Source organism: Bosea sp. PAMC 26642 (assembly GCF_001562255.1).
In the GTDB taxonomy this organism is placed as follows: domain Bacteria; phylum Pseudomonadota; class Alphaproteobacteria; order Rhizobiales; family Beijerinckiaceae; genus Allobosea.
Map to the genome: position 1 here is coordinate 5,373,296 of NZ_CP014301.1, position 24,029 is coordinate 5,397,324.

Genomic DNA, 24,029 nt, shown 5'->3' on the forward strand with positions numbered 1-24,029 from the left:
GAACTGAAGGGACGATGACTCCCATAGACGTCCGGCAGATGTACGTCATTTTTTTTGATATGACGTCACAGCGGAGACAGCCGAGTGCGGAATGTAGTCCGCTTTCGAGCCAATCATTTTTCATATGAAAGATGCAGAGCCTATTATTTCTGCCAAGGCCTGCTCCGCCTCCCTAACATCCGCAGTGCCCTCTCCTTCAACGAAAAGCCCGAGCACTGGCTCTAAGAGCTTGCGGGCTTGGTAAGGGTTTCCATCTTCGTTCATCATTCTGGCGAGATCAGTGGCCGTCCTGAGTTCCCAGCCTCGCGCACCCTGAAGACGGCTCATGTCGATAGATCGTCGGAAGCACGCCTGCGCCTCGTCATGCCGCTGCGATATGGCAAGTAATACGTTCCCTTTTATGCGGAGAAGTTCCGGCATGTAGAGATCGTCGCCTTTCCTCTCCACATTTCGGATAGTACGCTCGGCCAACTCTGCGGCCTCGGCGACATTCCCGACGGCCTTTAATCCTCGGATGAGCGAGATATTGAACTCCGTGGTGAGGACCTCGTAGCCTATTGAGTGAATGGTCGCCAAGCTCGCTCGCAGATCCTCTACGCCCTCTTTTGCCGCGCCACGCAGGATGGCGAGCTCCCCCCTGCGGGCCCGTCCCGCGGCGATGAATGGTCCCAACGAATTGGTCTCCGCCTGATAGATTAAGGCGTCGATGTGTTCCTGCGCGTGCTCCCAATTCCCAGTCCATAGGAAGACCGAGACCGCCCATCCCAAGACGACGGTCAACGCTGCAGGCCGGTCGGTTCTCACCGCGCTCTCGATAACTTTGTGAGTGCGCTCTGTCGCCTGATCTGGAAAGCCCTGCAGCCAGAGATTTCTTACCATCGTCACCTCACTAGGAAAATGAAGTTCGTGGGAGAGGTAGATCGTTGTCCTGCCTGCCACCGTCCAATCGAGTAGGCTGGCCTCGAGCTCGACGCGCGCGGCCGCTAGGTCGCCAGCCAGGTGGAGCGACCTTCCTAGAATGGACCGAGCCTGTGCCGACGCGGCGAAATCCTGAATCGTGTCGGCTGAGCCTTTACAGCGGCGTGCGTACGCGTGGGCGGTTTTGAAATCTCCGCTGCGGAAGTAGAAGGTCCGCAGCATGCTGAGAAGCCCGACCTGATTGACGACGTCGCCCCGCGCTTCGGCGATTTCGAGTCCACGGTTCAGGGCCACCAACGCTGCGTCGATTTTTCCGTAGAGATGCGTCGCCACAATCCCGAAAACGGCTTGGAGATGCATCTCGTCGACGCCTCCCCGTGAGTTGTCGTCAAGCGCAAGGATGGCACATCGCGACCAGCGGAGCGCTTCAGGCATCAACGACATAGCAAGAAGCGCAGGGCCAGCGGCCGCGGCCAGTTTCACCCCGATGGCGATCTCGCCGTCCTCACCAAAACACCATTCCAGAGCGGCGCGGACGTTGTTCAGCGCAGCAAAATAAGACGCACGTTCTGCCCCGGTCGTCTTGCTCGCCCAGTCGCCCGCACTCTGCGCGAGCCAGCGCTGGTAGTAGATTGAATGTCGAACAGCGAGATCTGCGCGCTCGTGGGCTTGGAGGGGGGTCGCAAGTGCATAGGCGCGCGTCGTGTCCAGAAGCCGATAGCGCAACATTGCGCCGATCGGGCGGGTGACGACCATGGACTTGGCGACGAGACTATCAACAGCTCCGAGCACCGCTGAACGGTCAAGGTTGGAACTCGCCACGACCTCGACCGCGGCGTCGAGGGTGAAGTGACCGACAAACACAGCAAGTCGACGGAGTACGGCACGCTCCAGCTCAGACAGGAGCTCATAGCTCCAGTCGAGGGTGGCCTGCAGCGTCCTGTGTCGAGGCTGCGCCGTGCGAGAACCTGTCCATTGGAGCGTCAGATGCTGATCGAGAAGCGCGGCTGTCTGCCTGACGCCGTATGCCTCCACTCGCCTCGCCGTCAATTCGATTGCCAGTGCGACGCCGTCCAGCTTGCGGCAGATGCCCGCGACGATCGGCGCATCAGCTTCGTCCAAAGCAAGATGAGTGTCGTTTGCCACCGCACGCTCGATGAACAATCGAGTCGCAGGAAATTGGCGGATCGCCGCTTCTGACGCCGTTCGATCATCGGGCGGGCAAGCAAGTGAATCAAGTCGGTAGACGCGTTCTCCTTCGATCTTGAGAGGCTCGCGGCTGGTCGCAAGGATGTAAACCTGAGATGCCGCTTCCACCAAACTGGAGGCAAGCAGAGCCACCGTCTCGACAACGTGCTCGCATGTATCAAGGACGATAAGGGCCCGCTTATTCCGCAGAAACGCGATCAAGCTAGTCTGTGCATCTCCAGCCCCCACTTGTATGCCCAGCATGGATGCGATCGCAGTAGTCACAAGGCGGGCGTCGCTGAGCATACCAAGGTCGACGAACAGGACGGCGCCCTCGAAATCGTCGCTTAGCCCGTGTCCTACCGCAATGGCGACCGTTGTCTTCCCGATACCACCCGCCCCGACAATGGTGACAAGACGGCATGTTTCGAGCTGCCCAGTAATTTGGAGGACGTCCTCGTCCCTGCCGATTATTCGGTTCAGTCGGCTGGGAAGATTTGCGTGAGGGAAATTGGAAGATGCCGCAGCCGGCAGATGCAAGGTCAATGCGCGTGAAACCGCTGCAACAAAACAATAGCCGCGCCCGGACATCGTTTTAATAAAGCGAGCGCCTTCTCTTCCGTCGCCAAGCGCCTTTCGGAGGCTATTCATATGAAATCGGAGGCTGCCCTCCTCGACAACGACCTCGGGCCAAACACGTGCAATGAGATCTTGCTTGCTAATGACTTCGTTTGGAGCAGACGTCAACGCAATCAACAAGTCATACGTGCGAGCTCCCAGTTCGACGACGACCCCCTCCTTAGTAAGGAGACGTTCGTTCGCTCGCAACAGGAATGGTCCGAACGAGATTTCGTAGGCGGCCGGGCCGCCCCCTGTCGTCATGTCGCAGGCCTCTAACCGTTTCTCGCACCCTACCTCAGACGCCCGATCTTAGCCACGCCCGTACGAGACGAGGCGAATTCAAGACCATAACAAAATCTAACAATGCATAACGGGCGGTCTCCGCAGGATGGGAGCAAGTTTCGGAAGCACCGAGGTGCTGCCGTCCAACCCGTACTCGCGAGGAGATAATCATGTCTGTGATGGAAGCACGTGACCGAAATCAACAGCCCCATCTGGACGCGGCAATCCGTCCATTCAAGGTGAGCATTCCGGAGGCCGACATCGTTGACCTGCGTCGCCGGTTGGCCCATGCGCGGCTTCCGGAGCAGGAGACCGTTTCCGACAAGTCGCAGGGCGTCCAGCTAAAGACGATCAAACAGGTCCTTTCTTACTGGGAGAAGGAATATGACTGGCGCAAGATCGAGGCGCGCATCAATTCGGTGCCGAACTTCATCACCGAGATCGACGGGCTCGACATCCACTTCATGCATATACGCTCCAAGCACGAGAACGCTCTGCCCCTCATCATAACGCACGGGTGGCCGGGCTCGGTTGTCGAACAGGTCAAGATCATCGGGCCTCTCACGGACCCCACCGCGTACGGCGGCACTCCGGAGGACGCTTTCCACCTCGTGATCCCGTCGATGCCTGGCTACGGCTTTTCCGGCAAGCCAGCAAAAACGGGGTGGGGTCCCGAGCGGATCGCCAGGGCATGGATCGCCCTGATGCAGCGTTTGGGCTACGAGCAATATGTGGCCCAGGGCGGCGACTGGGGTGCGGTTGTTACCGAAATGATGGGCGTTCAGGCACCAAAAGAGCTGGTCGGCATCCATGTCAATATGCCCGGAGCTATACCCACGGAAATCGATCAAGCTTCGTTCTCGGGTGCTCCGGCCCCATCTGGCATATCCGATGAAGAAAGAAGTTCGTACGACCAGCTCGTTTTTTTCTACAAGAATGTCTACTACGCGTTCTGGATGGGAACGCGTCCGCAAACTGCGGCAGCGTTCGCGGACTCGCCGATCGGTCTTGCGACTTTCATGATCGACCACGACGCCCGCAGCCTGGATTTAATCGCAAGATCGTTCGATGGAACGCCGGAGGGGCTGACGCCCGATGACGTCCTCGACAACGTCACGCTGTTCTGGCTCACGAACACTGGCGTCTCGGCAGCTCGCCTCTACTGGGAAAACAAGCTGGCCTTCTTTAGTCCCAAGGGGGTCAAGGTTCCTGTGGCCGTCAGCGTGTTCCCCGACGAACTATACCAGACCCCGCGAAGCTGGGCGGAAAAAGCTTATCCCAATCTTATTCATTACAACAAGGTTGCCAAGGGCGGGCACTTTGCGGCTTGGGAGCAACCAAAAATTCTTACAGAAGAACTGCGCGTCGGCTTCAAGTCGCTCCGTACAAATTAGATCGACCTAAGCTGACAGAGAGAAACACACCGCATCCAGAGTGCGCCGTCGGCCGAAAATATCGTCGTCGCACTCAGGCATTGTCCCGCGCCATCCTGCGGAAATCTAGGGGATTGCCGGTGAGCAATACTCCGATGGTGATATACATAGCGAGGACGGACACAGTTGGTGGCCGAGAAAGTGGCATCGCGCGAAGTTCGGACGGGGTTCTCGATATTCGTTTTTCCGCGCCAGGCTCGACCGGCATCGGAACCAATCCCGAACAACTTCTCGCAGCGGGATGGTCGGCATCTCTCGCCAGCGCGATCGCGCTTGTCGCCTTAAAGAGGAAGGTGGCGCTTCCGGCCGAGGTGAGCATCCGTGCTGAAGTAGATTTAACTTTTGAACCGGATGGTTACACTCTTACGGCACGACTGTACGTTAGCTTGCCCGGCATTGAAAGATCTGTCGGCCAGAATTTAACAAATGATGCCCGCCAGATTTGCCCATTCTCGAAAGCTTTTTCTCTCCGCCTCGATGTGACGCTGGATCTGGCCTGATGACAAACTGATCCCAGCGACACGAAGAGAGAACAAGCATGAGTCTTCAAGGGGTAGCGATGCAGGTCAGACCAGCCTTTTCCCGCAGCCCTAGGAAAGCTCCCACCCTGTATCCCGACAGTGTCATCGAACCATTGGGCACGTCTCTCTTAATTTAGAAGGCTTTGATCGATGAACAGGAGCCATCAGATAGTTGCCACCTTAATCGCTTCATATTTCCTGCCACCGACCGCGGGTTTTGCAGAGGAAAAGAAATTGTCGTCGCCGATCACATCAGCAGAAATCAAGGTTCCATTCCTTCACGGTCTTGGCCTAGGTCGCACCGGCGATCGCACCGAAGTCACTTCTCTCGAACGTGCAAACGAATGGCTGAATTCACCGCCCCTTACAGCGGCCGCCCTACAGGGAAAAGTCGTCCTTATCGATTTCTGGACCTACACGTGCATCAATTGGCTTCGACAACTCCCCTATGTTCGTGCTTGGGCCGCAAAATACAAAGATCGGGGACTAGTGGTGATCGGCGTTCATGCGCCCGAGTTCGCCTTTGAAAAAAGCATAGCCAATGTTCGTTGGGCCGTGAAAGAAATGCGGGTCGATTACCCTGTAGTAGTCGATAATGATCATACCATATGGAGAGCGTTCAGGAACAACTACTGGCCGGCGCTATATTTCATTGATGCGCAAGGCCGCGTTCGGCATCATCACTTCGGCGAGGGCTCATACGAACAGTCAGAGATGGTAATTCAACAACTACTGGCCGAGGCTGGGACCGAGACCGATCGGAAAATCGTCGCAGTCGATCCAAGCGGTATTGAAGCTGCCGCTGACTGGGGCAGCCTGAAATCGGCGGAGCGTTATGTGGGGTATGGGCGGGCGCAGGGCTTCATCTCAACTGGCACAGTGGCGCGGAACATGCCCCACCACTACCGGTTGCCTGAAATATTGCGGCTGAACGAATGGGGGCTGTCTGGCGACTGGACGGTGAAAAACGAAGCTGCAGCTTTAAATTCGCCAACAGGCTCGATTGCATACCGCTTTCACGCTCGGGATCTTCATCTTGTGATGGGCCGTAGCGAAGCAGGGCAACCTGTGAAATTTCGTGTGCGGATCGATGGACAGCGACCGGGTGGCACTCACGGGGCTGACATTGACGAAGATGGCAACGGGACAGTGAACGAGCAGCGTCTCTATCAGCTGATCCGGCAGCCCGGACACATCACCGATCGACAATTCGAAATTGAATTTCTCGGCCCTTCCGTTGAGGTCTTTGCGTTTACCTTTGGCTGAGCCCAATGGAAGTGGGGTGATTGGGCTAGTCTATGTTGGATGCCACTTCACAAAAGACGCCCGTGTTGAATATTTTAGGCAGTGACCGCCTCTGATTATTGGGGCGTACATTCGCGCGGCGGGACGGTGTACTTAGCCGCCCAAGATCGCGAATGCGGCTCTTTTGTCCGCTCGCGTCGGCGAAACGTAGTGCCGTTGGCGAGGTGCGCCAAATATCAGATACGCGCAATTCCTGCATAGGTAGGGCGCCAGCCGATGTCTTGTTGGGAGTAGGACACATGCATGACGTCGGACTAATCACGACAATCGCCGTCTGCTTCATGCTGGCATTTGCCTTAGGCTGCATCGCCGACCGACTGCGGTTGCCGCCGCTGGTCGGCTACCTCTTTGCCGGGATCTGCGTCGGCCCATTTACGCCTGGGTTCGTGGCGGATGCCGCTTTAACAGAACAGCTCGCCGAAATAGGGGTCATACTCCTGATGTTCGGCGTTGGCCTGCATTTTTCGACCGCTGACCTCCTGGCTGTCCGCAAGATCGCCATACCTGGCGCAATCGGCCAAATCATCGGGATGACGGCCATTGGTGTCTGGACTGGACTCATCTGGAGGTGGCCCACCGGAGCTGGTCTTGTAATGGGGCTCAGCATTGCCGTAGCGAGCACAGTCGTGCTTCTCAAGGCTCTCGAGGAGCGGAGCCTGATCGACTCCCCCGCAGGACGCGTTGCGGTCGGGTGGCTCATCGTCGAGGATCTGGCGATGGTTCTCGTCCTGATCATCCTTCCGATCTTGGCGCCGGCTCTAAGTGGCCACGCGCCGGATCGAGTTCCTGCGGCGCCTTTCGGAGATGGGCTAATTCTAAGCATCGCCTTAACAATAAGCAAGTTGATCGCCTTCGGAGCGCTCTCTTTCTATGTTGGACCGAAAGTACTGCCTTGGCTTCTGACAAAGGTAGCTAGGACAGGATCGCGCGAACTCTTCACGCTAGCAGTCCTGTCCACAGCGCTCGGCATAGCTTTTGGATCCGCACACATTTTCGGCGTCTCGTTTGCACTCGGAGCATTTTTTGCCGGCGTCGTTCTTAGCGAGAGCGACTTCAGTCATCGCGCGGCTTCGGACTCCTTGCCATTCCAAGATGCATTCTCGGTCCTGTTCTTCGTCTCCGTTGGAATGATGTTCGATCCAAGTGTTCTGATACGGCAGCCTTTCGCCGTTTTTTCACTGGTAGCGCTGATTATCGTCGGCAAGAGCATATCGGCAATGGCGCTCGTGGCAATGCTGCGCCTCCCGATTTCCTTAGGCCTGATCGTTGCTGCTGGCGTCGCCCAAGTTGGAGAATTCTCGTTCATTCTTGTCGGCCTGGGCCTGACCCTCGGATTGCTCCCTACCGAGGGTCGCGACCTTGTATTAGCGGGTGCCCTGATCTCGATCGCGCTCAATCCGCTCGTCTTCCGCTTTGCAACGCGTCTTGGAGAAAAGGTTGAAACGGCTTTGCCGGCCAGCGTCAGCGCTTATGGACACCGCGGGTTGATTGAGCTTAAGCGTGAATTGGCGACCGTCCGCAAAGGCGTTGAAGATCGTGCGACAGCAAAAGCGTTGGAACTGAGATCGCTTTTCGCCTTGTTTCCGATACTGGCGAACCTCGTCCGCGCTGAACAGGATGAACTCCGTTTATTGTTCACGCCGATATCATGCCCACCCGGAACTAAAATACTTCGCAAGGGCGACCGAGCAGATGCAATGTACTTCATCTCGTCGGGTTCCGTAGAGGTATCCATGCCAGGCGGACCTATCGTATTGTCTTCGGGTGAATTCTTCGGCGCCCTGGCGTTGATGACAGGCTCGAGACGGACGGCTGATATCACCACGCTCGATTACAGCCAGTTCCTCATTCTCGAGAGTCGTGACTTTGCCCGCTTCATTGCAAGGCACCCAGACTTGCGCGACGTGTTCACTGCCTCGGCAGCAGAGCGGATGCATATGGGCACGCGGGCTTCACCGCATGCCACGTGATCAACCAATTTGAGCGATTGCCAGCGTCGAAAGATGGCGCTGCAGCAGCATGAGTTCCCCTGCGCTTAAGGGATGCAATGGCCTTCTCGGTTCTCCGACATTGAGGCCGCGCAGCGCCAAACCTGACTTAACAGTAGCAGGAAGCCCGCGAGCGGCCAAAAATTCGAGAACAGGAAAGATGGCGTCGAACAGCGAGCGGGCTTCCGATAATTTACCCGCCCTGAACAGCCGAAAAAGTTCCGCTGGCTTGGTGTCGAGCAAGTTCGGCGAGGCGGTGCACCACCCGCTGGCGCCCGCCTGCAACGCATCGAACACCAGTCGATTGGAACCGTTGTAGAATGGGATCGCGTCTCCAGAGATCTTACGTATAGAATGCATTCGATTTATATCCCCGCTGCTCTCCTTTATGGATTTTACACTGGGCAATTCCTGGACAAGCCGAACAAGCAAATTCGGAAGCATGTCGACTCCGCTTGTGACGGGATTATTATATAACATTATCGGCAAAGCCGTTGCAGACGCGATGGCGGAGATATGTTCGAATATCTCCGCATCCGACAGTTTCCAATACGAGACTGGGATGACCATGAGCATGTCTGCTCCGACAGCTTCAGCATATCGCGCCTTGGCAACCGCTGACGCCGTTGTCAGCTCCGCGATACCAATAATGACAGGCACCCTGCCCGAAACGATCGAAATCCCCCAGTGCGCCGCGCTATACCATTCGTCATCCGAAAGGTAAGCGCTTTCTCCAGCGCTCCCCAAGAACGCGATTGCCGCCGGACACGTGCGAAGCAAGTTCTCGGTGACTGCCAGCAGCGCGGCTTTGTCGACCCCAATGCCAGCCTGGTCGAAGGGGGTGACGGGATACGCAATAATACCTTCCATAGCTCACCCCCGCTGTGCTCGCATGAATTGGGCGTCAAGTAGTTCATGCTTGAATGCAGCCCCATTATGAACCAATCTACAAAGGGCGGCCATAAGGTGAGGACGGCGCACATCCAGATGTCGCGCGTGCGACATCTGTCACAGTTCGGAGGCATTTCTCGATTCAGCTTTTGACCGCCAGTTTGGCCGCACGGGCGTCAAACGGGAGCAGATTTTTGGCCGCTTGGTCGTCCGGTCTTGGAAGATCTACTAGGTTCAAGGGAGTTACGCGCACAGCCGCCGGTAGGAGCCGGCCGAGCCACCGCAAAGCGTGTTGCGTGCTAGCCTTCGTGGCCACAACGGCAGGAGAGTTGTTATGGGAAGGACAGCGGCGGGAGCGTTGGCGACTCTGTTTGTGGCAACGCCGCTTATAGCGGTGGAAGATGTTGATGGCTCGCTCGAGCTGTTACATAACGATGATCGCTCCAAGCTTTTAAGGAAACTTGAGCTGTCAATTTCGGATAGCGACTCGTCTAAATTCCGGTCGATCCGCAACTCAGATGGCCATGTATGCGGATTCATAAATTCAAAGAACGGAATGGGTATGTACACCGAGTTCTCGGAGTTCATGTTCGATCCTTCGTCCGGCATGCTTTTTTCGTCCATGGAGGGCGAGGTAAGCCGGCAGATAATTAGACGGTTTTGCCCATGAGTTTTCGGCAATTGCCGTAAGCCGGGCCTCGCGGTTGTGACCCATAGGATGTGCTGACATATCGCCGTTTGCGACCGAGTTCCCCCACGAGGCCCTCTTGCCGGAAAACATCTGTATCGTGGGCAGTTTGTTGCGAGCGATGCGCCTGGCGAAGCGCAGGCCCTCACGGGACACCTCAACTGGTTGCGAACGCGCCATCGCCCGTGTCGACATCATCGCGCGTGATCTGAAAGTCTCCAACTTTTTCCATTTGCCCAGGGCCTGGATGACACATGTGATGCCAACCCCGCGCGATGGCTGGACGATCGAACGAACGTCCGGTTCACGGCGGCACGCCAAGGTCTGAAAGTCTGGCGCCGGGCAGAAGCGCATCCACTGGATGTGGTTCGTATTCCCGCAGCTCCGCGGGCTCGGCGTTTCCCCGACCGCGCAGCGCTACGGGATCGTCGATCTGGCGGAAGCGCGCGCCTATCTCGCGCACCCGCTGCTAGGCCGTCGGCTCATCGCGTGCACCGACGTCGTGCTCTCGATCGAGGGACGGACGCTCCAGCAGATATTCGGCTCGCCCGACGATATGAAGTTTGGCTCGAGCATGACGCTCTTCGCCGCGGCCTCGGCTCACAGCGCCAATTCATTCCAGCGGGCTATCGATCGCTATTGCGACGGCAGAACCGACGGTCGAACAGAATTGCTTTTGGGCCACCAGCTCGCCTAGGCCCGAAAACGGCACCTCAGTGCCTCAGAACAAGTTCACCAGGTCCACAGTTCTGGCCAAATCGTTTCGGATCCGTTATGATTTAACCTTGTGGTTAAGTATCCAGTCCGGAGATCCGAAAAATGCCCCGCCCCCCGAGCCGAACCGGCCTCGACGATGCAACGCAGCGAGAGCTCTGCTGGTGGATCGCCAAAGGCTGCAGCCCCGAGGAAGCCTCAAAGCGAGCAGGCCTGCCCAACTCGGTTCGAACCTATAATTTCGCCAAGACGCAGGAGTTCTCCCTGGTCCTGCGGCAGTCGCTGTCGAAGTTCTTGGCCGATGACCTGGCGCCAAAGGCCATCAAGGTTTTGAGCGAAATCATGCTTGACGAAAAGGTGGCTGGCCGGGTGCGCGTGGACGCCGCCAAGGCCGTGCTAGATCGCGCCGGCTTCTCCTCCGCGGCGAAGCCATCAGGCCCCGACGATCGATTGCTGAGCCAGTACACCGTCGAGGAGCTCGAGCGCTTGGTCGCGACGCTCGAGGAGAAACGTGCCTTGGAGGAGGGCAAGCAGATCGACGGCGTCGTTATCGACGCTGACGAGGTCGAGGAGATCGATCCGTTGGCTTGATGTTTCGCCATCCTCCCGTTTCAGCTAGCTTGACGCTACGGAAGGGAAGGGTGCGGCCAAAATGCTCGATCACATGCAGGCTGGTTGGGACGGAACACCTGAAGAAGATTGGTACGGCAAGCGCTATCACGGGGCGCCCTATTGGTTTGCATATATGGCTGGCGCCGCGTTGCATGAAGCAGGGAACCCAAGGCCAATTGCCGTGACGAGTATCCGTACTCTCGCTGAAATAGATGCGAGCCGAAGAGGGGTATACCTAGTTTCAGTCTCGCCCGATCGAACGTGGCACATATCCAAGTTTACTACCAAAGAAAAACGCAATGAATATGACCGGCCTCAATGGTATTTATTTGAAATGACAGCCTATATACCTACATTTATTGATCGAGTTCGCATAAAAATCAGTATATGGGCGAATAAAGACAAATTTGCTGGCGAAATACCTTTGTAGTTCAGGCGCGTCACGTTGCTATCTCGTCCTTTTTCACGCCGCGCGCTACCTCGACCAGTGCGCCATCTGCCAACGGGCGCTGAAGCGCTGCCGCATCAGACCATGGCGCCGACATCCACGTCTCGATCTCTTCCGCCTTCGTCAGGATGACCGGCATTGCCTTGGGATGGATCGCACCGACCTCCGCATTCGGTGTCGTGGTCAGGAAGGCGAAGAGGTCGGTCGTCTCGATCCCGTTCTTGATCTTGCGCACGCCAGTCCATTGCGGCGTCCAGATGCCGGCGAAGAACGCGAGCGGCCGGTCCTCGCCCAGGGCGAACCACACGTCTTGCTTGGCCGCGTGATCGAACTCTGAGAACGAAGTGAGAGGCACGATGCAGCGATTGGCGACGCCGAGCCATGGCTTCCAGTGCGAAGACGTCGTGTTGCGGACGTTCGTCGTGCCGCCATCCGGCTCCATGCGCAGCAGCTCGTCGAAGTCGACCGGCTTGGCTTTCGCACGGAGCTTGTCGGCGCGCTTGGTCGCGGCGTCGTAGATCGCCCTCTTGGACGACGGCATCCCCCACCGCACCATGGCGAGCTCACGGACGCCATCGAGCGCGTTGCGCACGATGGGCGCCGGGTAATCCGGAAAGATGCCAGGCAGCAGCGGCAGGTTTCCCGTGGTGTCCCGCATGGCCCTAGCGAGGTCGCGGATCGCCTGCTGGCCCTTGGTCATGCTGTACAGGTTGCACATGAGAGGTAAGCCTAACGATTATTATGAACTTCGGGATGGAATTGACCCGATGTTTGCAGTCGATCACATCGGTGTATGTTCGGTCTTGCGTCAAAAATACTTGCCAAACGAAGGGCCTGGAAAAGCGCGGTCTCGCTGTCCGCGGGCATACTCATCCGCGACGAGGACGACGGCGCATACTTTGCCGCCAGAAGGCTCAGTCGCAAAGCCCGCACAGAGCGGAATGAAAAGGCTGACCGCTTTTGGGGTGCAGTTGCCCGCGAGATCGCCGCACGGACAGTAAAGTGATCGGCATGTAGGCCGGGCCGGAAACGGATTGATAGGCGTTCATTCGGCGTCGTTGTCTAGGCGTGCACACGAAGATACGATCAGGCTTGGAAGTCGTATTCGTTGGCCAGCCGGTCGTAAGCGTCCTCCGCATCGGCATCGGCTCCCATTGCCCGGTTCACGTCGTCGATCGGAACCACGGCCCCGCCGAATTGCGAGTGAAACGCCCTGGCGTAGCGTGGGTCTTCGAATGCTACTCGCACGGTGCGGTCGAGTGTCTGCAATATCCGGAACCCAAGCTGCCATTCCGTGCACCAGCTCTCGATCCGACTTAGTCGTTCACCGTCTGCCGTTGGATCAAGTTTCAATTCCACCTGGTACGCGAACGTCATTACGCCCTCCCTACGACTGGCACTTCCTCGAGCCGCGTCGTGTATCGCGGCGATCTCATATCGAACTTCGTGATCCATGCTTTCTTCTGGCGCGCTATGCCGGCTGCGGCGGAGAATACCGTGCCCCGGCCGTGTTTCTGGTTGCAGGCGTCAAGGGCGTCCATCAGCCGCCCGCTCTTCTCGCGATCAAGCGCGCCGATCAGAGCGCGCTGCGATGTCTCGAGCGGCACGATGTCCACGGTCATCAGGCCGGCCTTGGCGTACCGATAGCCGCTTTTCCAGATCCGGCGGGCGCCCCATTTCGCTGCGCGGACCAGGACCAGCGTGTCATTGCTGGCTTCGGGGAATTCGACCGTGGTCGAGACCGATCGGGCCGGCCCTCGATCATGCGGCGAGGTGTGAAAGAACACCGTCACGTGATCTGTCGCCAAGCCGTGGTGGCGCAGCTTCTCCCCGAGCCGGGTCGCGTGGGCTGCGATGGCCTCTTGCATCATGTCCAGGCTCTCGACGCGGCCGGCGAATGACCTGGTCACCGCGCAGCCCTTCCGCGTGGGCGCCACAGTCTCCAGATCGATGCAGGGCTGGCCACGCAGCTCATGGATGATGCGCTCACCGACAACGGTCAGCGTCTTCCTGGCGAGCTTGGGATCGAGGGCGGCCACATCTGCAGCGGTCTTGCAGCCGAAGGCGTTCAGCTTGACCTGGCTCGTTCGCCCGATGCCCCAGACATCATCGAGTGCGACGAGAGGTAGCGACTCACGACGGGCCTCGTCAGTCGTGAGGTCGCAGACACCGCGAAGCTGCGGGGTGCTCTTGGCAATCTTGTTGGCGAGCTTGGCCAGCGTCTTTGTCGGACCGATGCCAACGCAGGTCGGCACGCCCGTCCAGGTCGAGACGGTGGTCCGCAGATCGCGGCCAAGTTCCTCTCGCTGCTCAGGTGGCACAGGTGTCATATCCAGGAAACTCTCATCGATCGAATAGACCTCGATGTCCGATGCGAAGCGCTCGTAGACCGTGTTCATCCGCCGGCTCATGTCGCCATAGAGCGTGTAGTTCGACGAGAAGACGACCACGCCCTCGCGCTTGCAGAGGTCGCGGATTGTGAACATCGGCGCGCCCATCTTGATCCCGAGCGCCTTCGCCTCTGCCGTCCTGGCGACGGCACAGCCATCGTTGTTCGACAGGACGATGACCGGCCGGCGCCGCAGCTTGGGGTCGAACACACGCTCGCATGAGCAATAGAAGCTATTGCCATCGATGAGGGCGAAGCTCTGGCTCATCGACGGAAGCGCCGCACCGTGTTCGTGACAACGCCGAAGATATCGATCTCGGCATCCGATCCGGGCTCGTACTCAGGATAGCGCCGGTTGCCGAAAGTGAGGGACGACCGCCCTCCGGCAATCCGAAATATCTTGATCGAGCGCTCGCCGTTCACATCGACGACCACTGCATCGCCATCCCGCGGGACCAGGCTGCGATCGACCGTGATCAGGCTGCCGTCGAAGATGCCGACGTCGATCGCGCTATCGCCCGCCACCGTCATGATGAAGGTCGCTGGCGCGTTGTGAATCAGCGTCTGCGTCAAGTCGATCGGGGCGTCGAGATAGTCGTCGGCTGGCGAGGGGAATCCGGCGCGAACCGCGCGCAGGTACACGGCGAGGAGGATGGGGGGCCCGACATGGACCGGCGATGCAGTCCACGGCTTCGCAATCGCCCCTACGCGATCCCCGTCGGTCATGTATCGGACGGCTTGAGCAGACATCGATTGCGTTCCCTGAAATGAGAACGTAATGAGAACACAGCCGGCCGGGGAGTCAAGCCATGAACGTCGATACCTTCTTTCTGCAGCCCTTCAAGACGCACCGGAAACGGCTGGTCCCTAGCCAGCGCGTGGCGTCCAAGACCAAGCATCACGCCCTACGGGACGGCGAGCGCCTCGGCCGCACGGCGGAGGGCCTGGCGGTCGTCCATGTGGTCGCTGACGACGACACCGGAGAGGTCAGCTCGATCGAGGTGCTGGCGCGCCACGGGGCCATCCCGGAGGAATTCGAAGAGCAGATCAGGGCTTTGTGAGAGTTCGACCAATCGGATTTCTAACTGTCGAGCGCCAGTTTACAACGCCTTTAAGGCCGCTTCATCCTATCCCCGAACGAGGTGCCCGAGGTGCGCGCGCTCTTTGCATGGGCGACGATCAAAGCGGTCGAACTGAGTTATCAGGTGGACGGGGTCGGGCAGACGAAGCGGGTGCGGGAGGTAGTCGTCAGCGGCTAATCCATCGGCTATTTGGGAGGCATTATGACCGAGTTTCCATGGGCTGCGGTGGTTACAGGCGCGAGCACAATCACCGGAACGCTCGGCGCTGTCGTTCTGACGATGTGGCTGACTGGCCGCCGCACTATGCGCGAGCGCTTGTGGGACATCCGCCGTGAAGCATACGGCGAGATCATTTCTGCGTTGACCGAGACGTTGGCACACACCGACGAGATCATTCATGTCATTGACCATGTCGATCCCCGGCACTGGCCAGCCGAGGCGGTTTCCGCCTCCGTCGGCAGATGGAATGAGCACGCCGCGGCCGCCCGTCGCCACGTGGCGAAGAACCGAGTGGTATTGGCCGCGGATTTCTTGCGCGTCTACGACGCCTTTGGCGTCAAAATGAAAGAGCTGGACGCCGACACGACCATCCGGCAGGAGCGCTTTCAGGCTGCTCGGGATCTCATCGACGAGACCCGACGGGAACTTGAGCGGCTAGCGCGACGAGCCTTGCGTTCCGAGGAGACCTAGCGAGCCAAAAACCAATCTGTTGCCATTTGATTGTTCGTCCGATGCCATTTGATTGTTCGCGCGACACGAAATGCGATTTGTTGCCATTTCATCGTTCGGTCATTGCCGGACGCTGAAGCATACAAGTCGCTGAAATCGTCGACCCGATATGGTGGAGCGTATTGCGCGTAATGGCCGCGAAGCCATTCTGCAATCTCAAGCCAACATGAACTCCGCGCCGCACTGCGCGAAGCCAGACAGCTCTGTGACAAGGGCTGCGATCTCCTCGATCTGCTTCTCCACAAGATCGAACGGCACGGCCTCGCCGCGCAGTTCGAACTCGGCCTGGACGTCGTCGACCGAGTCGTCGCGGCGGGGGAACGTCTCGATCCAGGCGTGATAACCGGCGACGAAGAGCGTCGTCAGATCGGCCAGCGGCATGGTTCGAAAACGACGGCCTCGCGCCATATAAGCCCGCTGGCGGTCTGTTGCGGTGGACATGGTCACTCGTCCTCTTCGTTGGTCTGGCGCGCGGCCTCTTCCCAATTCAGGATCTTGCGCATCTTGGAAGCCCACAGCTCCGGATTCTCCGGAAGCTCCTTCGACAAGAGATGACGCGCCACCGCGGGGTCGACCTGGCTGCGCGCCACCAGGTTCACAACCTCCTCGTCGCGGCCCTTCAGAAGCGAGCCAAGCCCGACCTTGATGTTGCGGGCCGTGTTTCCGCCGCGGAAGCCCCCCTGGACCGTGCGCAGGCCGAGCTCGAGCACGCGCATCGCAGCCGCCATGTTGCTGGCCGTCGGCGAGCCGGAGGTGCCTTGGACTGTCGCGAGGAACTCCCGCGGCTCGAGCACGCGGCGAGCCCGCTGCAGCGCCTGCATGGCCGAAGGGTCGTCCTTCCACGCCGCGGCGATGACGCGATCGAGGTCGGGGTCCTTCTCGAGCCCGACGAGCTTGGAATAGGACGGAGGGAGCCCGCCATCGGTCGTCGCCTGGCGGTTGGTGTTTGTGACGCGATCGGCCAGATAATCGGCCAAAGCGCGGCGAAGGCTGTCGGTGCCGCCGGGCACTTTCTCGATGCGCGCGGCGAGGTCCGCCATCTGCGCCGGCGGATTGCGGCTGCCGATGATGGCCTGGACGCCCTTGCGGCCGCTCGTGCCCATCACCGTGGCCAGCGCGCTGTCGGCGATCTCGGCATCGGTCAGCTTGAGCCGCCCCTTCACCGCCTCAACCGCCTGCGTGAAGCCGTCCTCCAGCGCTTTGCCGGCGCGAGCGCTGGCGATCATGGAGTCGAACTGCACTTTGCTCTCGGGAGCATGGGCCAGCACAGGGCCGTACTCGTCGATGAACCTGCCGAGCCGTTTCGGGCTGACTTTGCCGTTCTCGACGATCTTCTGCGCTGCAAGTCCGACCAGAAAGTCGCGACGCGCCTGCACGATTGTCATCGGGTCGCTCGACGTCTCCATGACGCGGTTGAGCGACTGCATCCCCTGGATGCCGCCCTGCGCCGGCGGCTTGATGAAGCGGCCGGCCGTCTGCTCCGGCGGCGTAAGAGTGCGGCCGGCGAGGTCCCCGCGCTCCTTGCGCATGTCGCCGTATAGCTCGACGACCGGGTCGCCGGGGCCGGGCGTGCGATAGCGCGCGTTGAACTCGTCGCCGGCCTGCAGCCCCTTCGCCAGACGCTCCGACTGCGGCGTCCCGCCGGTCTCTGCATAGCCGCGAAGCTGATGATTGATCGCGGTGCGGAGCCCGTCCACGGCTTCGCGCTGCTTGATCGCCGACGTGTTCCCATTGCCGATCGCCTTTGCGTAGGTGTCCGACAACTGCGCCAGCTCAGGCCGCAGAACGTTGAGCTCGGTAAGGGACATGTCGGCGACGCCGCGCGTCTCCGTGCGCGTGATCGGTGCGCCGCTGGCGTCGAGGATCGGGCTCTCGACGGTGACGTCGTGCGGGCGCCTGCCGGCAAGCTCCGATGCGCCTGGCACTCGCTTGCGGAATGCATCGGGCAGGTTCACGCCGGCCTCGAGCGCGCGATCGGCCGCGTCGTAGATCGGGTTGGCGTCGAGCCGGACTTCGTTGGTCGGGTCGATGGTCGAGGAGCGGAGAGCGTCGGCCCGCTCGGAGCGCAGATTCCGCATGTCGCCGGTGATGACGTTGTCCATCTGCTGGCTCGCCGTCGTCTGGCGGGTCGCAGCTCCGTCGGCCAGAGCAGCGCCCTCGGCCAACCGCTGAGCGCCGATGCTCTCCTGGCCAGCCTGCGTGCGGGCAAGGTCGGCTTCGACGGGGCGGCGCATGTCGGCGGCGACCTGGCCGGCTGCGTTCGGGAACTGGTTCGGATCGGCGCCTTCTGGCCCCATCCCGCGGATCTGCTGACCGGCATAGGTGTTGATCGCGCGATCGCGTTCGAAAATCGGCGTTGCGGCCGGGGTGGACGTGTTGCGCACACCGCGCTCGACGCGCGCCAAGCCGGCGTTCTCGGAAATTTGGCCTGTCGTGGGCACGGGCGCGCCCATCGCGACGAACTCGTCGGCGTTGCGGCCGATGGTGTCGGCGGCCTCGCGAGCAGCCGTCGGGCCGCCAGCTTCAGCTTGCAGGAACTTCGCAGCGTCGCGGGACGTCGCCTTGCTGACATAGGAGCCGTCGGGGTTAAAGGTGATGTCGCGATCAGGTCGGCCGGCAGTTGCCCAGGCGTAGGTTGCCTTGGGGCCGAGCGTGAGCGCATCGCTCAGCGTCGTGGCGCCAACGCCGCCTGTGAGGCCGGCTAGCAACGACGTGAATGGCCCGCGATAGTCCTCCGGCAACATCGTGTCAGCCGCGGCGATGCCGGTGCCGGTTCCTACGCCAGCGACGGCATCCCGCGCGACGGCTTTGCCCGCGTGCTGCCCCTCATAGGCGTCCAGCAGCACATCGGCGATGCGGGGCTTGTCGGACGGAGCACGGGCTGCAGCCACGCCGCGGAGGCCGAATCCCTGCAGGGCGCCAGCGAGCCCGAATCGGGTAGCCTGGTAGGCGGTCTTTCCGCGCGCATCCATGCTGTCATAGTCGAGCGGCTCGACGCCGGCCGCGGAAGCGACTTCGGAGGCGCGATCGGCGAACCAATCGCTGCCACCGGGAGGCTTTTCGATAAAAGAGAGCTTCGATTTGTCTGGCTGGCCGGTGATCGCGCTTTTGATGGCGCCGGGCGTGTTGATGACGCCACGAGCGGCATTGTGCAGCATCGTAATAAGATCAACTGGCATTCCCGCGAGGTCAGCCGCGGTGCGAGCGCCGCCTTGGATCGCGGCCTCGACAGGCGCATAGCCGCGCTGATCGAGCGGCACGCTGGAAGCTTTGCGCGGCCCTTGGCCGAGGGCCTCGTACTTCGCGTCGTCCTGCCGCGCCTCCTCGGCGCGTCGTGTGGAGTTCTGCCAGAATGGATCCGTCGCGCGCTGCTGCGGCGATGGCTGCGGCGCGAAGTTCGGCGGCTGGAATGCTGCGAGGGGGGCGGACGGGCCTGACGGTGGCGCGGGGGCCTGGGCGGGATCAACCGCAAGGGCAAACGGGTCGTGATCGACCGGAATGAGCTGCGGGCCGGCTGACGCCTGCGCGAAGGGATCGTGATCGACCGGAATGAGCTCAGCCATCAGGGTTTCACCATGAGATATTTGCCGGGGCGTTGCGGATCGGGGACATAAAAGTTCCCATCGGGTGCCTGCCGCGGCTGTGCGTCTTGTTTCTGCACGCCCGGGTGCGGAGCCGCCGACGCAGGCTGAGCGCCTTGCGGCGCGCCGAACATGCGCTCGTACTCCTGCTCACGGATGCCTTGGCCCTGCTCGATCTGGCCGCGGATGTTGGCCAGCACCTGACGGCCCGCGATCGGGTCCATCAACGAGCCGCCGATGATCTCCGTCGAGTGGTTGATGTCCTGATTCGAGATGTTCGTGTTGCCCTTGGCTTTGGCCAAGGTGTAGGCGAGGTCCAGTACCTGCGAGCGCAGCACATTGGCTTCGACGCCGAGCGCCTGCGCGCGGGAATTGAACCGCTGATCCGAGAACAGACGGCTCATGGCGCCATCGACGGCCTGCTGCACACCGGGCGCGTTGGCTTCCGCCGCGAAGCCGGGCGAAATCAGCTTGCTCGCCGATTCGACCTGCGCGCGCAGATTGTTGAACATCGAGGCACCCTGACCGATGACGCCGATGGCGGCGCCGGCCGTCGGGGTCGACAGAAGCTTGTCGAGATTGTCGATGGCGGACATGGCCGTGCGCGACGAGACGCGCGTCTCCAGCAGCTTGCTCTTGTCGCCACCGCTCGGGTTGAGGTCGTCGCTCTTCGCCGCCGTCAGCTTGCCGAATGACTCCACCGGCTGCTCGATGCGCTGGCCGTCCTGCGCGCCATAGATGCCGCCTTGGCGCACGAACGCCGGGACGGTCTTGCCGCCAACCGACGCGACGCCGAGTTCGCCGGGGCTCTGCGCGCCGAAAGCGAAATCCTGCTGCCGCTCCTGCGGGATGGTCGGCAGGAGGCGCTGCTGCGTTTGAGCCTTGACCTGGTCGCTCGACTGGACCGCCGGAGCGCCATAGGCCTGGCTACGTGGGACGATGGTCGGGACACCCTCGACCATGACGGTCTCGGGCAGGTTGTCGGCCAGCGTCAGCTTGGTGGCTTCCTCGCGGTCTTTGAGCGCGAGTGCGTTCTGCAGCGACCGCTGCTGATGCGTCGCCGTCTGGTTGAACTCGCCGAGACCCGCGGAGGCGCGCTGGCCCGCCTGCGAGTCGAGCCCTCCCGTGCGGTAGCCTTCGATCGCCTGCATCCGGCCGAGCTTGGCCGGGTCGATTGCCCCGAACGCAGCAGCGATCGACGACGATCGCGGATCAACGAAATTGCCGTCGGCGCCGATGTTGTCGACCGCGAACTTCCGCAGTTCGTTCTCATCGGCGAGCTTGAGTGTGGCCTGCCGCTTGTAGTCCGCGGCGAGCTGATCGGCCCCCAGCGTTTTGCCAAGCTGCGCAAAGACCTTGCCGAGACTGTCATCCGGCGCCGCAGCTCCGCTCTCCTGAATGCCGACACGGCGGCCGATGATATTGACCATGGTTTAGACCCTCTGGAACGCTGCGGCGGTCACTGGCGATAGTTTGTTTCGGGAACGAAGATGCGGCTCGACTTGCCCGCTACCCTTTCAGCCCGGGCCGCATCGGCTTCCCGAAATGTTCGATGCAGGCCGACAGAGACGGCATCGGCAAACGTGGTGATGTCCGAAACCGAAGCTCCCAGGCGGACCAAAAAGGCCAAGCGCTCAAGAAAGAGCGCGTGCTCGCCGGTCTGCCATTGGTCGGTAAACTCCATGCCCTTGCCGTTTCCGAGCTCCAGGAAGTCCAAGGCAAGGTTGCGGCCGAAGCGGTCGCCTAGCGCCTCATAGTCCACTGCTAAGGGGGCCCTGCATCGGGGACCGTCGGGTGTCGGCTGCGTCATGGGATTTCTCGCCTGTCGACTCAGGACCTGGCGCGGCGAAACCAGAGAGAACGCCCACTGCAACTAGGGTAACATGCCTGCCGGTGGGAAGAAACTCCCACCCATGGGATTCTGCGAAGGCGAGGGCAGGAGACAGAACGCTCCGCCTTGTCGCTTGTTTAGCAAGATGTATTCAAGTAAAAAGCGGAAAAAGAGACATTAAAGATATTTGTAAGCGTGTTGACTCGGAATAACAGAAATCCTAGAGGGGTAAAATCGGAGATAATCGGGGCGGCGACGATGAAGCCGGATCAAGATAGGAAGATTGCCAGACTGACAACCAGGGAGGGAAAGTGGTGGAATATACGTTTCTTCGATCGTAGGGTTCACGATTTTGCGCTGATAGATTTGAAAACTGACAATCAGGACGCGGCGAGAAAGCTGTATTATTGGTGGCTCTTTGAGGAATTGGAGCAAGGAACGATTTCTGCGCCGCGGCCTGTCATGGGTATGTCGGTGCACCGAGCCATTTCTGATTTTATGTCTGCGCCCGACATGAAAACTGATAATTCAGATGAAAAAATTGCGATATACTTGAAGTTGATAAATGGGTTTGGCCAAAAATCCTTGCAGGAAATTCGAGATAAAGACTGCCTTCTGTACGCCGAAGGCCGCATTTTAGAACTGGCTAACGACAATACTAATGAGATTCAGCTGCGCGAAATCCACTATCAAATTCGAAAAGAGCTACAATTACTCAGAAAGATCGCGCGATACGCTAGGAGGTGGCAGAGGATAATCGAATATGACATGCCGGACATCACCTTGAACGTTGACCCGACACACATGACTTACCGCCAGCTGATGAGGCCGATCCAGACGACGAAATCGAGAAGAAGAGTTGGGGAGCTCGGGCCGTGGGCGCTCGTGCAGCGAACAATGTCGCGCCGTTTGATCCTGGCTCGAAAGCTCGGGTAGGAGTTGGCCATCCGAGGTTTTCGGAAATTCAAAAATTTGGCGAGCGGCCATCGGGCTGCGTGGAGAAACCGGGCCGCCCCCTCCCCAGGGGGTGGTTTTACGTTTTAGGGGGCAGGGGTCGGCTCGCCTGGCCGCTGGTAGCGAACGCCCGCGCCCTTCGCATCCTCTGGGATGAACTCAAGCCCGGCGACCTCGAGCGCCTGGCCCAGCCGCTCCCATGTATCAGGGTAGCCTTTGGAGTGGCCGTTCTCGAACCGGGTGATTGTCATGGCAGACACGCCCGACATTTCTGCGAGGTCGCGTACTCCAATTTGTAGGGCTGCTCGCGCCATTCGGCATTGGCTAGGTGAGATTTTCATTTCCTACCTGTTGACACGGTAAACATGTTGGAGCATGTTTACAGGGTAATCAGGTTGTCTGATTATCGCAACCCCCAGGGACAAACGCCATGACCGCTCAGCTCTCCCTCGCTTCCTTCGCCCCTGTCGCCAACATGACCTCGTCGATGCTCTCCCTGGCAGAAAATCAGCTGCTTGAGCTGGATGGTGCAGTTGATGACATTGCGGAGGATGACGACGACGGCCACGACGCAAATCTAGTGGCGCATTCAGCTCTGGTTGAAATGTCCCTGGCTCTGCCAGCCGAGACCGATGCCGATCGCGCGGCGCAGGTCCGCATTCTTTTGAACCACGTCATGCCGGCAAGCTGGCTCGGTGACGATGAAGATTTGGATTGGCACAACGCGATGGCCCGTCGCCTGCTGCTGAAGTTCGCCGGCCTCAATCCCATGATCGACCCGACCTCTGGCGAGTGAAGCCGCACAAGGCAGCTAAAGGGCCGGTCCTTCGGGGCCGGCCTTTTTCGTTTCGGGAGCACGATCGCGCGCGGCGTGTTACCGATGTGTTACCTGAGTTGAAAAGGGGCGGAGGTGCTCACTATGAGCGAAGCAAAATCTTGCTTATTTTTCAATGGGAAAGGCTGGTGCTGCGAGAGAGGATTGAACTCTCGACCTCTCCATTACCAATGGAGTGCTCTACCACTGAGCTACCGCAGCAGGATCGATGGGCCGTGATGCGTCTGAGCATTCGCGATGGGCGATTGACAGCGCGGGCGTCGTTCCGAAGCGGCGTCCTGATGCCACAAGGCCGGTGCCGACGCAACCCGGGACCGGCAATAGTTCTCAGTCGGCGAGCAGCAGGCGCTGGTCGATGCGGAAAAGCCGCCCGTCGCCGATGAGATGTGCGCTCAGACCCTCGCGAAACAGCGGCGCGAAGGCCCGGTCGCGCAGGTTGAGGCCGCCGGCATAGGCCCCCATCGCCGGCATTACGCAGCGGCGCTGGGAGAGCGCAAAGCAGCGCCGGCGCAGCGCCCGCCCGCGCATCCTGACCTTGGCGGCAGGATGGAGATGCCCGGCGATCTCGAACCCCTTTTCATCCGCGTCCGGCTCGTGCCGCAGCGCCACGCCGGCGAGGCAGATCGCCGCCGCGCTCTCGCCACCGAGCGCGGCGGCGATCTGCGGATCGTGGTTTCCCGTCAGCCAGAGCCAGTCCCGGCCTTGTTGCAGGCCGAACAGGGCCGCAAGGCACGCGGCATCGAGCCGGGTCTGTCCGCCGCGATCGTGAAAACTGTCGCCGAGCGCGATCACGCGGGCAGGCTGATGGCGCAGGACGGCGGCGGTCAACGCAGCCAGCGTCGCGCGCGAATCGTAAGGAGGCAGGAAAACGCCGCGCGCCGCATAGGCCGAGCCCTTTTCGAGATGCAGATCGGCGACGATCAGCGTGCGTTCGTCGGGCAGCCAGAGCGCGCCCGACAGATCCGGCACGAGCGCAAGCCGGCCCAGCATGAAGGCCACCCGTTCCGTCTCGATCCTTG

At 60.2% G+C, this 24,029-nt stretch carries 24 protein-coding genes and 1 tRNA gene; 12 read left to right on the forward strand and 13 right to left on the reverse strand.

Features of this window, described 5'->3' with window-relative positions:
* Positions 1–120: 120 nt before the first annotated feature.
* Entirely contained in the window at positions 121–2,988 is a 2,868-nt protein-coding gene (locus AXW83_RS25685; protein WP_066619217.1) for an ATP-binding protein, read from the reverse strand.
* 191 nt (positions 2,989–3,179) lie between these two features.
* On the opposite strand from AXW83_RS25685, the gene AXW83_RS25690 reads away from it, so the two are divergent.
* From AXW83_RS25690 to AXW83_RS25700, 4 genes are all read left to right on the forward strand, one after another.
* A complete protein-coding gene (locus AXW83_RS25690) occupies positions 3,180–4,403 on the forward strand; it encodes an epoxide hydrolase family protein (protein ID WP_066619221.1) in 1,224 nt (407 codons plus the stop codon).
* 119 nt (positions 4,404–4,522) lie between these two features.
* Entirely contained in the window at positions 4,523–4,942 is a 420-nt protein-coding gene (locus tag AXW83_RS26855) for an Ohr family peroxiredoxin (RefSeq protein WP_082767551.1), read from the forward strand.
* Positions 4,943–5,113: 171 nt separating this feature from the next.
* Positions 5,114–6,229, forward strand: a complete 1,116-nt coding sequence (locus tag AXW83_RS26860) for a thioredoxin family protein (protein WP_082767408.1) — start codon at positions 5,114–5,116, stop codon at positions 6,227–6,229.
* A 278-nt stretch (positions 6,230–6,507) separates the two neighbouring features.
* On the forward strand, positions 6,508–8,238 hold the full coding sequence (locus AXW83_RS25700; RefSeq protein ID WP_066619226.1) for a cation:proton antiporter domain-containing protein: 1,731 nt from the start codon (positions 6,508–6,510) through the stop codon (positions 8,236–8,238).
* On the opposite strand, the gene AXW83_RS25705 is transcribed toward AXW83_RS25700, so the two are convergent.
* Positions 8,239–9,126, reverse strand: a complete 888-nt coding sequence (locus AXW83_RS25705; protein ID WP_066619229.1) for a dihydrodipicolinate synthase family protein — start codon at positions 9,124–9,126, stop codon at positions 8,239–8,241.
* Between the two features lie 788 nt (positions 9,127–9,914).
* Here AXW83_RS25705 and AXW83_RS26865 point away from each other — a divergent pair.
* From AXW83_RS26865 to AXW83_RS27440, 4 genes are all read left to right on the forward strand, one after another.
* The gene (locus AXW83_RS26865) at positions 9,915–10,163 is read left to right on the forward strand and encodes a hypothetical protein (RefSeq protein WP_156640440.1); all 249 of its coding nucleotides are present in this window, start codon (positions 9,915–9,917) and stop codon (positions 10,161–10,163) included.
* 33 nt (positions 10,164–10,196) lie between these two features.
* The gene (locus AXW83_RS25715) at positions 10,197–10,532 is read left to right on the forward strand and encodes a DUF1810 domain-containing protein (RefSeq protein WP_082767410.1); all 336 of its coding nucleotides are present in this window, start codon (positions 10,197–10,199) and stop codon (positions 10,530–10,532) included.
* Positions 10,533–10,654: 122 nt separating this feature from the next.
* Positions 10,655–11,140, forward strand: a complete 486-nt coding sequence (locus tag AXW83_RS25720) for a hypothetical protein (RefSeq protein WP_066619234.1) — start codon at positions 10,655–10,657, stop codon at positions 11,138–11,140.
* 61 nt (positions 11,141–11,201) lie between these two features.
* On the forward strand, positions 11,202–11,591 hold the full coding sequence (locus AXW83_RS27440; RefSeq protein ID WP_156640442.1) for a hypothetical protein: 390 nt from the start codon (positions 11,202–11,204) through the stop codon (positions 11,589–11,591).
* A 10-nt stretch (positions 11,592–11,601) separates the two neighbouring features.
* Here AXW83_RS27440 and AXW83_RS25725 read toward each other — a convergent pair whose 3' ends face one another.
* The 4 genes from AXW83_RS25725 to AXW83_RS25740 all read right to left on the reverse strand — a co-directional run bounded on the left by AXW83_RS25725 (position 11,602) and on the right by AXW83_RS25740 (position 14,748).
* On the reverse strand, positions 11,602–12,327 hold the full coding sequence (locus AXW83_RS25725) for an SOS response-associated peptidase (protein WP_066619236.1): 726 nt from the start codon (positions 12,325–12,327) through the stop codon (positions 11,602–11,604).
* 368 nt (positions 12,328–12,695) lie between these two features.
* Positions 12,696–12,986, reverse strand: coding sequence for a hypothetical protein (locus tag AXW83_RS25730; protein WP_066619238.1), 291 nt, complete (start codon positions 12,984–12,986; stop codon positions 12,696–12,698).
* Positions 12,986–14,266 (reverse strand): Y-family DNA polymerase, encoded by a 1,281-nt coding sequence (locus AXW83_RS25735; RefSeq protein ID WP_066619239.1) that lies wholly within the window; start codon positions 14,264–14,266, stop codon positions 12,986–12,988. The genes AXW83_RS25730 and AXW83_RS25735 overlap by 1 nt, the downstream gene beginning before the upstream one ends.
* Positions 14,263–14,748, reverse strand: a complete 486-nt coding sequence (locus AXW83_RS25740) for a LexA family protein (protein ID WP_236841771.1) — start codon at positions 14,746–14,748, stop codon at positions 14,263–14,265. The genes AXW83_RS25735 and AXW83_RS25740 overlap by 4 nt, the downstream gene beginning before the upstream one ends.
* Before the next feature lie 59 nt (positions 14,749–14,807).
* Between AXW83_RS25740 and AXW83_RS25745 the strand changes: the two genes are divergently transcribed.
* A complete protein-coding gene (locus tag AXW83_RS25745; protein WP_066619245.1) occupies positions 14,808–15,059 on the forward strand; it encodes a hypothetical protein in 252 nt (83 codons plus the stop codon).
* 222 nt (positions 15,060–15,281) lie between these two features.
* Positions 15,282–15,770 (forward strand): hypothetical protein, encoded by a 489-nt coding sequence (locus AXW83_RS25750; protein ID WP_066619248.1) that lies wholly within the window; start codon positions 15,282–15,284, stop codon positions 15,768–15,770.
* A gap of 195 nt (positions 15,771–15,965) precedes the next feature.
* On the opposite strand, the gene AXW83_RS25755 is transcribed toward AXW83_RS25750, so the two are convergent.
* From AXW83_RS25755 to AXW83_RS25770, 4 genes are read right to left on the reverse strand one after another with little or no spacing between them, the layout of a single operon-like run.
* On the reverse strand, positions 15,966–16,250 hold the full coding sequence (locus AXW83_RS25755) for a hypothetical protein (RefSeq protein ID WP_156640444.1): 285 nt from the start codon (positions 16,248–16,250) through the stop codon (positions 15,966–15,968).
* A 2-nt stretch (positions 16,251–16,252) separates the two neighbouring features.
* Complete coding sequence (locus AXW83_RS25760; RefSeq protein WP_066619250.1) at positions 16,253–19,372, reverse strand: hypothetical protein; 3,120 nt, start codon at positions 19,370–19,372, stop codon at positions 16,253–16,255.
* Positions 19,372–20,820 (reverse strand): hypothetical protein, encoded by a 1,449-nt coding sequence (locus AXW83_RS25765; protein ID WP_066619251.1) that lies wholly within the window; start codon positions 20,818–20,820, stop codon positions 19,372–19,374. Before AXW83_RS25765 ends, AXW83_RS25760 begins: the two co-directional genes overlap by 1 nt.
* A 29-nt stretch (positions 20,821–20,849) precedes the next feature.
* Complete coding sequence (locus tag AXW83_RS25770) at positions 20,850–21,200, reverse strand: hypothetical protein (protein WP_156640446.1); 351 nt, start codon at positions 21,198–21,200, stop codon at positions 20,850–20,852.
* A 279-nt stretch (positions 21,201–21,479) separates the two neighbouring features.
* Between AXW83_RS25770 and AXW83_RS25775 the strand changes: the two genes are divergently transcribed.
* Complete coding sequence (locus AXW83_RS25775; protein ID WP_066619259.1) at positions 21,480–22,157, forward strand: hypothetical protein; 678 nt, start codon at positions 21,480–21,482, stop codon at positions 22,155–22,157.
* A 104-nt stretch (positions 22,158–22,261) separates the two neighbouring features.
* Here the strand turns inward: AXW83_RS25775 and AXW83_RS25780 are convergent, their stop codons facing one another.
* A complete protein-coding gene (locus tag AXW83_RS25780; RefSeq protein ID WP_236841772.1) occupies positions 22,262–22,426 on the reverse strand; it encodes a hypothetical protein in 165 nt (54 codons plus the stop codon).
* Between the two features lie 179 nt (positions 22,427–22,605).
* On the opposite strand from AXW83_RS25780, the gene AXW83_RS25785 reads away from it, so the two are divergent.
* Positions 22,606–22,971, forward strand: coding sequence for a hypothetical protein (locus tag AXW83_RS25785; protein ID WP_066619264.1), 366 nt, complete (start codon positions 22,606–22,608; stop codon positions 22,969–22,971).
* Between the two features lie 165 nt (positions 22,972–23,136).
* Here AXW83_RS25785 and AXW83_RS25790 read toward each other — a convergent pair.
* Together AXW83_RS25790 and pdeM are read right to left on the reverse strand one after the other, a co-directional pair.
* Positions 23,137–23,211, reverse strand: a tRNA-Thr gene (locus AXW83_RS25790).
* Positions 23,212–23,337: 126 nt separating this feature from the next.
* Positions 23,338–24,000, reverse strand: coding sequence for a ligase-associated DNA damage response endonuclease PdeM (pdeM, locus tag AXW83_RS25795; protein WP_066621283.1), 663 nt, complete (start codon positions 23,998–24,000; stop codon positions 23,338–23,340).
* Between the last annotated feature and the right edge of the window lie 29 nt (positions 24,001–24,029).